General features: G+C 65.5%; 9 protein-coding genes. All 9 read right to left on the reverse strand.

Going from position 1 to position 12,438, the window contains the following annotated elements; all coding sequences use genetic code 11:
- Positions 1-8 precede the first annotated feature (8 nt).
- Positions 9-3,695 carry a PAS domain S-box protein gene (locus tag CBW50_RS09990; protein ID WP_226935689.1) on the reverse strand — a complete coding sequence of 1,229 codons (3,687 nt, stop codon included), beginning with the start codon at positions 3,693-3,695 and terminating at the stop codon, positions 9-11.
- Between the two features lie 364 nt (positions 3,696-4,059).
- Positions 4,060-4,716: a hypothetical protein gene (locus CBW50_RS09995; protein ID WP_086145392.1), complete on the reverse strand. Its 657-nt coding sequence runs from the start codon at positions 4,714-4,716 to the stop codon at positions 4,060-4,062.
- A complete protein-coding gene (locus tag CBW50_RS10000; RefSeq protein ID WP_086145393.1) occupies positions 4,713-5,081 on the reverse strand; it encodes a hypothetical protein in 369 nt (122 codons plus the stop codon). The genes CBW50_RS09995 and CBW50_RS10000 overlap by 4 nt, the downstream gene beginning before the upstream one ends.
- Before the next feature lie 74 nt (positions 5,082-5,155).
- Entirely contained in the window at positions 5,156-7,654 is a 2,499-nt protein-coding gene (locus CBW50_RS10005; protein ID WP_086145394.1) for a TonB-dependent receptor, read from the reverse strand.
- A gap of 101 nt (positions 7,655-7,755) precedes the next feature.
- On the reverse strand, positions 7,756-8,724 hold the full coding sequence (locus CBW50_RS10010; RefSeq protein WP_172404722.1) for a FecR domain-containing protein: 969 nt from the start codon (positions 8,722-8,724) through the stop codon (positions 7,756-7,758).
- Positions 8,721-9,227, reverse strand: coding sequence for a sigma-70 family RNA polymerase sigma factor (locus CBW50_RS10015; protein WP_301178805.1), 507 nt, complete (start codon positions 9,225-9,227; stop codon positions 8,721-8,723). The genes CBW50_RS10010 and CBW50_RS10015 overlap by 4 nt, the downstream gene beginning before the upstream one ends.
- 246 nt (positions 9,228-9,473) lie before the next feature.
- The gene (locus CBW50_RS10020) at positions 9,474-9,653 is read right to left on the reverse strand and encodes a hypothetical protein (RefSeq protein WP_139842458.1); all 180 of its coding nucleotides are present in this window, start codon (positions 9,651-9,653) and stop codon (positions 9,474-9,476) included.
- Between the two features lie 169 nt (positions 9,654-9,822).
- A complete protein-coding gene (gene pyk, locus CBW50_RS10025) occupies positions 9,823-11,283 on the reverse strand; it encodes a pyruvate kinase (RefSeq protein WP_086145397.1) in 1,461 nt (486 codons plus the stop codon).
- A gap of 90 nt (positions 11,284-11,373) precedes the next feature.
- Positions 11,374-12,384: a type I glyceraldehyde-3-phosphate dehydrogenase gene (gene gap, locus CBW50_RS10030; protein ID WP_086145398.1), complete on the reverse strand. Its 1,011-nt coding sequence runs from the start codon at positions 12,382-12,384 to the stop codon at positions 11,374-11,376.
- Positions 12,385-12,438 lie beyond the last annotated feature (54 nt).

A 12,438-nucleotide genomic window follows, 5' to 3' on the forward strand; every position in this document is an offset into this window, starting at 1 on the left:
GCCCAGTATCAGGAAAGGTCGGCAGCCGCCTGCGTCTCCAGCCAGTCCAGCAGCTGGCGCAGCACGTCCGCGGCGCGCGCAAATTCAAAATCGTCGATGGCGCTGGCCAGCGCCTGCAGGCGCTGCTGCTGGCCGTGCGGCGCCAGCATGGCGGCAATCTGCGCCATCAGGTCGTCATCGAGCTCGCCGCCCTCCAGACTGGCGATAGCCTGGCGCAGCAAGGCGCCGGCGGCGCCGCGCTCGATCGGTGCGGCGTCTTCGGCGGCCGCAGGCGCCACGGCGCCGGCCCCCGCGCCCAGTTCGCGCGCCAGCGCGGCAAACGCGGCCGCCAGCTGCGCCAGCAATTCGTCAGCGGGCTGCTGGCGCGCGATGGCCTGTTCGATGCGTCCCAGCAGGCTTTCGACCTGCAGCAGGCACAGATTGCCGGCCGCGCCCTTGATGCGGTGCAGCAGGTGCCCTGCCACGCTGGCGCCGCCCCGCTGCAGTTCCTCCGCCAGCATGGCGGCGCAATCGCCGTTGGCCTGGACGAAGCGCGCGATGGCGCGCTGCAGGGTGTCGCGGCTGCCCCACAGTGCGATGCCGCGCTGCCAGTCGACCTGTCCGGCCGCGGCGCCTGCCTGCGCCACGGGCGCCGGCATGGCCACGGCGATATCGAGCAGGCGCGCGATTTCCGCCGTCAGCTTGTGCATTTCCAGCGGCTTCGAGGCAAAACCGTTCATGCCCGCCGTCTGCGCGGCGCGCCGGTCCTGTTCCAGCACGCTGGCCGTCAGGGCGATGATGGGCGTCGCCTTGAGTCCCTGTTCGCGCTCGTGCACGCGGATCAGGCGCGTCGCTTCCAGGCCATCCATGCGCGGCATCTGCACGTCCATCAGGACGATGTCGAAGCCGCCCTTGCCGAACTCGCGCACGGCGCTTTCGCCGTCGCCGGCCGTGATCACCTGGTGGCCGGCCGCGCCCAGGCTGATCAGGAGCAGCTCCACGTTCTGCGGCACGTCGTCGGCGGCCAGGATGCGCAGCGGCGGCAAGGCCACGACGGGCTGCTCGCTGCGGCGCGACACGGCCTTGCCCGGCGCCAGCGGCAGCAGCACGTGGAACACGCTGCCCACGCCCAGGGTGCTTTCCACGGTGATGGTGCCCCCCATCAGCTCGACCAGCTGCAGCGAAATCGTCGTGCCCAGGCCCGTGCCGCCAAAACGCCGGCTCATCGAGGAATCGGCTTGCGTGAACGGCGCGAAGATCTTGTCGAGGCGGTCGGCGGGAATGCCGATGCCCGTGTCGTGCACGGCGATATGCACTTGCTCGCCCCGCATGCCGACGGCCACGCGCACATGGCCCACTTCCGTGAACTTGACGGCGTTGCCGATCAGATTCGTCAGCACCTGCTGCACCCGGCGCGCGTCGCCGAGGAAGAACTGGCCCATGCCCGGGTCGATATCGACATGCAGCACCAGCTCGCGCGCGTGCGCCGTGACGCGCAGGGACGCGGCCACGTGGTCGACCAGGTCCGGCAGCGAGAAGTCCACCAGTTCCAGCTCGGTGGCGCCCTTTTCCAGCTTGGCCATGTCGAGAATGTCGTTGAGCAGTTCGAGCAGCGAACGGGCCGACTGGCGCACCGTGCCCAGGTGGCGGCGCTGCAGGCTGTCCAGGGCCGTCCCCAGCAGCACTTCCGTAAAGCCGATGATGGCGTTCATCGGCGTACGGATTTCATGACTCATGTTGGCCAGGAAGCTGGTCTTCGATTCGGCGGCCTGCTCGGCGCGGTCTTTCGCCGCGCGCAGGTTTTCCTGCATGGCGCGCCGTTCGCTCACGTCGGTGGCCAGCTTGACCACCTTGAACGGCTTGCCGTCCGTGTTGAAGATCGGGTTGTACGAGGCCTGTATCCACACTTCCCTGCCATTCTTGCCGATGCGCTTGTACTCGCCCGTATTGAATTCGCCGGCCGCCAGCTGCTGCCAGAAGGCCGCATAGGCGGGCGACGTCACGTGGGCAGGCTCGCAGAAGACGCTGTGGTGCAGGCCCAGCACGTCGTCGAGCCGGTAACCGACCAGGTCGAGGAAGTTCTGGTTCGCCTCCAGGATGCGCCCCTGCAGGTCGAATTCCGCGACGGCCGTCGCGCGCGAGATGGCCGTCACCTTGCCTTCGTACTCGGCGTTGCGCAATTCGCTTTCCGTGATGTCGAGGATGACGCCGTCGATCCAGCGCACCACGCCGTCGTTGTCGAGCACGGGGCCGCTGCTTTCGCGCACCCAGCGCTCGCGCCCGTCGCGGTGGAGCATGCGGTAGACGTTCTCGAAATCGCGCTGTTCGCCTGCCGCCTGCACGCAGGTGTCGTTGACGCGCTGGCGGTCGTCCGGATGCACGAGGTCGAACAGCCTGACCCGCCCCGCGACGAAGTCCTGCGGCAGCCAGCCCGTCAGGTTGAAGACGGCGTCGCTGATGAAGATCATCTTCCACTCGGGCGCAAAGCTGCAGTGGAAGGACACGCCGGGAATGTTGCGGATCAGGGTGCGGTACTGGCGCTCGCTGTCCTTCAGCGCCTGCTCCATGTTGCGCGAGGAGCGCATGTCCGTGACAAACGCCACGAACAGGGGCTGGCCCGGCGTCTCGATCTTGCCGATCGCCACGCGCATGGGCAGCACGGCGCCGTCCTTGTGGCGGCCATCGAGTTCGCGTCCGCTGTCGAGGATGCGCGAGGCGCCCGTTTCCAGGTAGTCGCGCAGATAGCCTTCGTATTCGGCCGCGTCGGCCGGCTGCAGCAGCAGGCTCGCATTGCTGCCCACGATTTCCGCTTCGCGCCAGCCGAACAGGCTTTCCGCGGCCGGATTGAACGAGCGCACCTGGCCCTGGCCGTCGATGGTGATCAGGCCGTCGGCGGCCGTGTCGACGATGGCGCGCAGCCGCGATTCGCTGGCGCTGGCGTGGCGCAGCAGCTGGCGGTAGCGCAGCAGGCCGTTCGCGGCGGCGACAAACACCGTCAGGGTGACGGTGATCAGGGCCACGGCCAGCGCCACGAACGAGGCCTGCACGGTAATCGTGTTGTCGCCGGCCGTGGGCGTGCCGGAAAACCGCGCCGCCAGCATGCCCGTGTAATGCATGCCGGAGATGGCCAGGCCCATGACGACACTGCTGAGCAGCAGCGAAGCGAGGGGACTGAGGCGCTGGCGCATGGCGTTCAGGCCGAAACGCACCCACAGCGCCAGCATGGCCATGGTGACGGCCACCACCAGCGACAGGGCGAACAGCCAGGGCTGGTAGTGCAGGGTCAGCGACGTCTGCATGGCGGCCATGCCGCTGTAATGCATGGAACCGATGCCCACGCCGACCAGCACGCCGCCCACCACCAGCTGGCGCCAGCTGATGCGCGGGCGCGCCAGCAAGTGCAGCGCCACCCACGAAGCGGCCATGCCCGGCAGCATGGACAGCAGGGTCAGGCCGGGGTCGAAGGAGACGCGCGTGCAAATGTCGAAGGCCAGCATGCCGATGAAGTGCATCGACCAGATGCCGCCGCCCAGTGCGATGGCGCCCGTGATGATGGCCGTCTGGCGCTGGAACCCCCGCTCGCTGCTGCGCGCCATGCCGGCAATCTGCAGGGCCATGAACGAGGCAAAGATGGCAATGCCGATGGAAAACAGCACGAGAGCGGCATCGTGCGTGCCATAGATGGACGGCAGCGCATCGGCGGGGGCGGCAAACATGGAACTAAGCATACTGTCGTGGCATAGGTTGAGTGAAACGTGACGTCGCAAAACATGCCGGCGCACCGCGCGCCGGCGCCCGGCTTTTTAGCAAAGCGGCAACACAGCAAAAATGACAACGGTACGGGTCGGCCCGGCAAGGCTCGGTCATCACGCCCGCGCCTGCCGCGCGGGGGAAAGATGCTTTTTCAGAAAGGAAAAGCGGAATGCGTACGAACTCTGGCGCGGATGGCTGGCCGCCAGCGTGACGATGATTTTTTTAGAGAGTCACAAGTATAGTTGCTTTGCGAAACTATTCATAGGACTTCAGCAATACAGTTATCAAAACTGATATTTATTGCAGCGGCGATGCGACAATGCCCGCCTACGCCTGCGGCCAGCGCGCGCGGATGGCCTCGGCTTGCTGGCTCAGCGGCCCGAACGTCTCACTGACAGGGATACCGGCCAGCTTACAACGGCGGAGAAGCTCCCCCTTGATCTGGCACAAGGACCAGCGCTGCGGCACGGGCAAGTTCAGGCCCACCACGCGGATCAGCGGACAATCCCCCAAGGTCGTGTAGAGCAGCAGCTCCACGCGCGCCAGCGGTGCCGGGGTCCGATAGACCTGCAATGCGCCCCCATACGTGACCACTTCCAGCCGCTGCAGCTGCGCCAACTCCAGCTGCACGCTTTTATCCCAGCCGGGCAGGCGCCGCGCATGGCGCCGCAGCAACAGGCCCGCATCGCCAAGTTCCACATGAAAGAGCAAAGCGCGTCCGGGAAACAGCACCAGGCCCGCCATCCAGGCGGCCAGCGCCAGCGGACCGAACAACACTGCCTCGCCCGCATACGGCATATCGCGCCAGACGGCTTGCCCGACAAAGGCGAGAATCAGCGCGCAGCCGCCCAGCAGCACGCTGCGCCACAGCACGGGGCGCAGATTGGCCATCATCGCCGCCTGGGCGCTGGCATCGTCGGCCGGCGCAAAGCGTATCCATTCGGCGCGCGCCGGCTTGCAAGGCCTGGCTGGAATGCCGCTCAAGCGTTCTGTGCCAGCATGCGGCGGAACCACGCCAGCTGCTCGCGCGTCAGGTAATTGGCGCCGTCGCCATGCAGGATGACGATTTCGATCTCGGCGGGAATCGACGCGATCAGTTGCGCGCCCGTCACGGGAATCTTTGGAAATGCGATGCCGGCCAGGAAGTCCGGGTCTTCCGCCACCGTCACGCACTGGCGCTCCGGGTTCGGCGACGGCACGAGGAACAGGTCGATCTGCTCGCTTTGCCCGCCGATGACGACGTGCAAGTGCGCAGCCAGCAGTTCAGGCAGGATCAGCTCGATGTTATTCTCGGCGCGCGATTGCTGGAAAGCGCTTTTCAGGGGCGTGAGGACGTGTGTGGCGGTCATGGGAACAGTAAAAAATGGGAACGGCGGCAGTGTAGCAGAGGCGCCCGGCCGGGCGCGCTCTGCTGGCGCAATGGCTACATCTTGTAGTTCAGCGAGACCAGCACGCTGCGCGGCACGCCGTAGCGCTCCAGGCCGCCCGACCAGGCATAGCCGAGTCCCTGGTAGTAGCGGCGATCGAGCACGTTGTCGACGTTCACGCGCAGCTGCAGCTGCTCGCTGAGGCGGTAGCCGGCCGTCAGGCCGACGATGGCGTAGCCGCCCTGTTGCGTCAGGTAAGCCGTGTCGCGGCGGTAGATCTTGTCCTGCGCGTACACGGAGGCGCCCAGGTTCCAGCGCGCCAGGCTGCCGCTCAGCTGCACAGTCGTGTACAGCTTGAACAACTGCTTCGGCTCGTCCGTGGCGATGCGCTGGCCGATATTCGCCGCCACGCTGTCCTGCGTGTACTTGGCCAGCACATAGGTGTAGCCGCCCGCGATCTGCCAGCCCGGCAACGGCGAGCCCGAGAGTTGCAAGTCGATGCCTTCGCTCTGCACTTTCCCGGCCGCGCGGGCGCAATAGATGGCGCCGCCCGTCGGACAATTGACTTCGTCGGCCATGGCGCGGTTATTCTGCTTGATGCGGAACAGGGCGCCGCTGGCGTTGAGCCTGCCGCCGAAATACTCCCCCTTGACGCCCAGTTCCAGGTTGGTGCCGCTCAGCGGCGGCAAGGTATTGCCCTGTACATCGAGCACGCTTTGCGGCTGGAAGATCTGCGTGCCGCTCGCATACACGGAATGATGTTGATCCACATCATAGACAATGCCCGCATACGGCGTAAATTTCGCGCTTTCCGTCAGGTCGCGGCGCCAGACGGGATTGGTCGAGTACCAGCCCGTGACGTCCTGCGCATACCAGCCGAAGCGCCCGCCCAGCACCAGGCGCAGCGGATCGGCCAGGCTGAAGTTGCCGGCCGCATACAGGCCCTTTTCGTCCGTCTTGCGGCCCCAGTTGTAGGGCTCGAACGCCGTGCCGCGCATCGGGTAGGCATACGGATTCCAGCTGCGGATGTCGATCACGCGCGTGCCCGCGCCCTCCCAGCTCTGGCCCGCGTCCGAATCGTCATGACGGTAGCTGGCGCCGACGATCACGTCATGCCGGCGGCCGAACCAGCTAACGGGGCCGCTCAGGCGCCAGTCCGCCACCACCTGTTGTGTGTTGTACTTCCAGCCCGTTTCCGACTGGTTCAATTGATATATCTCACCCTCGATGCGGCTGTTGGTGGTGTTGCGCGTCGATGAAGATGCGTCGATATGCGTGATGGCAAAGCGGCTGCGCCAGCCCTTCTCCAGCTGCGTTTCCAGGTCGGCGAAGACGACGTTGTTGTCGCGCTTCTGGAACGAGTCGGCATTGTTCAGGAAGGCCGAGCGGGGCAAGTCCATGTGGCGGCCATCGGGCAAGGTCGGCAAGCCGACGAACACGCCGTCGGTGCGGCTGTGCTGGCGCGAAAAGCCGATGCCGGCCGTGGTCGACGGCGTCAGGTCCGCCTCCAGAATCGCATACACGGTGCCGTTCCTGTTGCCCACCACGTCGACGAAACTGTCGCTGTCGCGCCAGCCGGCCGCCACCCTGCCGCGCACGCTGCCCGAGGCGTTCAGGGCATTGCTGGCGTCCACCGTCCCTTGCTTGTCCTTCCAGCTGCCCACGTGGGCGGACGCGTTCAGCAGGGGCGTGGCCGTGGGGCGCTTGCGTATCATGTTGATGCTGCCCGACGGCGCGCCCGCCCCTTCCATCAGGCCCGTGGCGCCGCGCACCACTTCCACGCGGTCGTACATCAGCATGTCGGCCGAGACGTTGCGCTCATTAAAACCCGTGACATCGAGCGGCAAGCCGTCGACATTGACGTGGCTCAAGGCAAAGCCGCGCGCAAAGTATGTGGTTTCCTGCTCGGACACGCCCTGCGTCTTGCCGTAGATACCCGGCGTGGCGCGCGCCACGTCCTGCAAGGTGGTCAGTTCGAAATCCTCCATCTGCTGGCGCGAAATGACGCTGACCGTTTGCGGCGTGTGGCGCTGCGACAGGTTCAGCCCCGTGGCCGTCGACATGGCGCGCGCCGTGTACAAGCCCGTGCCTTCCGTGGCGCGGTCCGCCTCGGCGCTGACGACCACGGCAGGCATGCTGGCCAGGCCGCCATCGGCCGTGCTGGTCTTGATTTTTCGCAACAGGTAATTGCCCTTGCCGCCTTCCGCCACTTCGAGGCCGCTACCTTGCAGCAACGTCTGCAAACCGGCCATGACGCCATGGCGGCCCTGCAAGCCAGGCGTCGCCAGGCCGTCGAGGGCCACGCCCTGCGTCGACAGGTTCACGCCGGCGGCGACGGCAAACGAGGCCAGCGCCTCGCGCAGGCTGCCGGCGGGAACGCGGTACTCGCGCACGGTGGCGGCGGGGCTGGCCTCGGCCGCCAGCGCCATTTGCGGCAAAGTGGCGCCAGCGGCGCCCATGGCGAGGAACACGGCCAGCGCGGCGCGCACGGCGCCGGCGGTGGGATGGAGCGCGGGTGGCGTCCACGGTGAAAATAAGCGGTGCTGCACAGCCATGTAGACCCTTTCGATGGTTCGGATTGTTCGTTCTCTACCTTGTATGACGAAGCAATCCGAAAAAAGGGACAGGGGAAATGCACATGACGGCGCTTGGCGGCTTACGCCGCCTCGATGCTGATCCAGTAGCGCGTGCGGCGCGCCAGCCGGATCGGCAAGGCGCGTTGCAGCAACAGCAGGATCTTGTCCGGGTCGTGCAACTGGAAGATGCCGTCCACGGGCATGGCAGCGAGTGCCGGATCGCAGCGCAGCACGCCATAGCGGTAGCGCGCCACCTGTTCCAGCACCTCGCCCAGCGGCATGCGCTCGGCGATCAGCACGCCCCGCAGCCAGGCATCCGCATGGGGCGCCAGCGGCGTCAAGGGAGAAACGCTCACGTCATCGAAACTGCCCTGCCGGCCCGCATTGAGCCTGCGCAAGGCGCCCGGCGCCTGCGATGGCGCGATCTCGACGGCACCCTCGCTGACGCTCACCTGCGTGCGCGGCGCCAGTACGCTGCCGGCACGGCGCACGCTAAATTGCGTGCCCAGCGCGCGCACGGCGCCATTGCTGCTGCGCACGAAGAACGGACGCGCCGGCACGGCCCCGTCGTGCGCCGTGGCAACATGCAGTTCGCCCGCATGCAGGACCACCAGCCGCGCCGCGCCGTCAAAATGCACGTCGATGGCCGTGTCCGTATTGAGTACCAGTTGCGTGCCGTCGGGTAATGTCATGTGACGGATTTCGCCCCTGGCCGTGCGGATGGCAGCGCGCCACGCCTGCCAGGGCGCCGATTCGCTGGCCAGCCACAGCGCCGGGCCGGCCGCGATCAGCCCGGCCAGGCCGTAGAGCACGGCGCGCCGCTGCGGCGACTGCGGCGCCGCCTCCGCCGTCTGGCGCAGCGCGGGGGGCACGCTGGCCAGGGTGCCGCAGACCAGCTCGGCCCGCTGCCAGGCCGCTGCGTGCGCGGGATCGCTGGCGCGCCAGTCCTGGAACGCTTGCTGTTCGTCAACGTTCAAGGGTCCCCCGTGCAGGCGCACCAGCCATTGCGCCGCCGCGCGCGCGGCACGCGGGTCGATGGCGGCGTTCACAGGATCAGGAGGATGCAGCGCTCGAATGCCTGCACCATGTAGCGCTTGATGCTGCGCTCGCTCACGGCCAGGCGCCGGGCGATTTCCCCGTACGCCATGCCGTCGACATGGGCCAGCAAAAAAGCGCTGCGCACCAGCGGCGGCAAGCCGTCGAGCATCGCGTCGATGCGCTGCAAGGTCTCCAATACCAGCAAACGCTCTTCCGGCGACTGCATCAGCAGATCGGGCTGCTGCGCCAGGGTCTCCAGCCACGCCTGCTCCAGCGACAGGCGGCGGTAATGGTCGATCAGCAGGCGCTGCGCCACGGTGGTCAGATAGGCGCGCGGTTCGCGCAGGCTCTGCCGGCCCTCGGGCGGCGCCGCCAGCAGGCGCACGAAGGTATCCTGCGCCAGGTCGGCCGCATGGTCGGCGCATTGCAGCTTGGCGCGCAGCCAGCGCATCAGCCAGCCGTGGTGATTGCTGTAAATAACTGCGATCGATTCGCCGGATGGCGCAATGTTCACTAGGGACTCCGATGCGCTCAAGGCAAGGCGCGGCCACGATGACGGCCGGCCGCGAGGCAAGCGACTCAATTGATAATAATTCTCATTATCACAAATCATTGCCGCCGGCGTCAATGCCGGCGCCTGCCTGTCTTAGGAAACCGTTGTTTCAGCGCGGCGCCTGGCGATCCATCTACAGGCTCTTCGTGAAGGTGAAAATATAGCAAAGGGACAAGCGTACCGGCCGCACGTCTAGCGGCGCCTGAGTCAGGCCAGCTTGTGTTGATCCGGTTTTGCGGCCAGCGCGAAGGGAATGGCAAGCGGCCCCAGCAAAGTTACCAGAACGGCCCGCACAGCCGTGGTCTTCAAGGAGCGGCGCTTGGCAATGAAGAGGCAGGCGAAGGCCGACAGCGACCAGATCAAGGCAGGCAAGTATTCAGTCATCATGCACTCCGGATGCGCCCTGGCAGGCAGGAAAACCATGCTGACACGGAAATGCGGCCAGCGCAATGGCAGATTGGGCATCTGCCATTGCGCTGGGCGGCCAACGGCCTGTCTTTCAGCCATTCTTAAGGCTGCAGGCGGCTGCCGGCCGGTGATATGGCCAGCAATACGGTCAGTGCTGGCCGATCTTCATGATCTTCAGCGCGTTCGTGCCGCCCACCTTGCCCATCGGCTCGCCCCAGGTCAGCACGACGGTGTCGCCCTTGGCCACGACTTTATGTTCCAGCAGCAAGTCTTCCGCCTGCTGCAAGACCTTGTCGCGGTCCGTGCCCGACGTCAGTTCCACCGTGCTGACGTTGCGGTACAGGGCCAGCTTGCGGCGCGTGCCCACGCTGGGGGTCAGCGCGACGATGGGGATGTCGATGTTGCAACGGCTCATCCACAGGGCAGTGGAGCCCGATTCCGTCAGGGTGGCAATGGCCTTGACGCGCAGGTGGTGGGCCGTAAACAGGGCGCCATAGGCGATAGACTGGTCGATGCGGGTGAATGTGGCGTTGAGGAAATCGGCGTCCAGCTTGCAGGTATCCCATTTTTCCGCGTCCAGGCAGATGGCGGCCATGGCTTCCACCGTTTCGATCGGATAGCGGCCCGAGGCCGTTTCCGCCGACGTCATGACGGCGTCCGTGCCATCGAGCACGGCATTGGCCACGTCCGACACTTCCGCGCGCGTCGGCACGGCGTTGACGATCATCGATTCCATCATCTGCGTTGCCGTAATGGCAAGCTTGTTCGACGCGCGCGCCATCTTGATCATGCGCTTCTGCAAAGCCGGCACGGCCGCATTGCCCACTTCCACGGCCAGGTCGCCGCGCGCCACCATGATGCCGTCCGAGGCATCCAAAATCTCTTGCAGGGCAGGAATGGCTTCCGCCCGTTCGATCTTGGCGATCATCATCGGCTTGTGGTCCCACGCTTCGCCGGCGATATTGGCCAGCTGGCGCGCCATGACCATGTCGGTGGCGTTTTTCGGGAAGGACACGGCCACGTAATCGGCCTGGAAACTCATCGCCGTCTTCACGTCTTCCATGTCCTTGGCCGTCAGGGCTGGCGCGGACAGGCCGCCGCCCTGGCGGTTGATGCCCTTGTTGTTCGACAACTCGCCGCCGATTTTCACGGTCGTGTGGATTTCGCTGCCGACGACCTTGTCCACCGTCAAGACGATGAGTCCATCGTTGAGCAACAATACGTCAGCGGCGCGCAAGTCGCGCGGCAATTCCTTGTAGTCGAGGCCGCAGCGCTCGATATTGCCCAGTTCGCCGTTTTCACCCCACTTGGCGTCGAGGATGAAGGCAGCGCCGTTTTCCAGGAAAATCTTGCCTTCTTCAAACTTGCCGACGCGAATCTTCGGGCCTTGCAAGTCGGCCATAATGGCCACTTCGCGGCCGCACAGCGCTGCCGCTTCACGCACCATGCGGGCGCGGTCGATATGGTCCTGCGCCTTGCCATGCGAGAAGTTCAGGCGCACGACGTCGACGCCGGCCTTGAACATGCGGACCAGGGTGTCGATATCGTTCGAGGCGGGGCCGATGGTGGAAACGATCTTGGTGGCGCGTTGCTGTACTTGCATGGTCATGGTGTGCTGCTTTCTATAAAGTTCGTGCTGCTGCAAGGGCCGGCCTTGTGGGCCGGCCGTCCTGGTGCGCTGGATCAGCGCTGGTTCTTCTTACTTGGCCGCCATCAGGGCGACCGTGGTGTCGAGCATGCGGTTCGAGAAGCCCCACTCGTTGTCGTACCACGACGACACTTTCACGAGGCGGCCCGAGACCTTGGTCAGGGTCGCATCGAAGTTCGACGAGGCCGGGTTATGGTTGAAATCGATGGAAACGAGCGGTTCCGTCTGGTACGTCAAAATACCCTTCAGCGCGCCTTCCGACGCCGCTTTCAGCAAGGCATTCACCTCTTCCACCGTCGTATCGCGCTTGGCGATGAAGGACAGATCGACCAAGGAGACGTTGATGGTCGGCACGCGCACGGCAAAGCCATCGAGCTTGCCATTCAGTTCCGGCAAGACCAGGCCGACGGCAGCCGCCGCACCCGTCTTGGTGGGAATCATCGAATGCGTGGCCGAGCGGGCGCGGCGCAAGTCTTCATGCATCACGTCGGAGAGTACCTGGTCGTTCGTGTAGGCGTGCACGGTGGTCATCAGGCCAGATTCGATGCCGATGGCGTCGTTGAGCGGTTTTACCAGTGGCGCGAGGCAATTCGTCGTGCACGACGCGTTGGAAATGACCGTGTCCGATGCCTTCAAGACATGCTGGTTGACGCCGAACACGATGGTGGCGTCCACGTCCTTGCCGCCCGGCGCGGAAATGATGACTTTCTTTGCGCCGCCCTTCAGGTGGGCCGAGGCTTTTTCCTTGGTGGTGAAGAAACCCGTGCATTCGAGCACGACGTCGACGCCCAGCTCGCCCCAAGGGATCAGCGCCGGGTCGCGCTGCGCGAAGACGCGGATGCGGTCGCCGTTGACGAGCATGTTCTCGCCATCGATGGTGACGACGCCGGGAAACTTGCCGTGCACCGTGTCGTAGCGCGTCAGATGCGCATTCGACTTGGCGTCGCCCAGGTCGTTGATGGCGACGATTTCGATATCCTGCTGCTTGCCGCCTTCATAAAACGCGCGCAAGACATTGCGGCCGATGCGGCCATAGCCATTGATGGCAACTTTGATGGTCATGCTGTCTCCTTGTTGTTTTCTACTGAGTTCGTAAAGCCAACCCAAGTGCAAGTA

The organism is Janthinobacterium sp. GW458P (assembly GCF_002127585.1).
Lineage (GTDB): Bacteria > Pseudomonadota > Gammaproteobacteria > Burkholderiales > Burkholderiaceae_D > Janthinobacterium.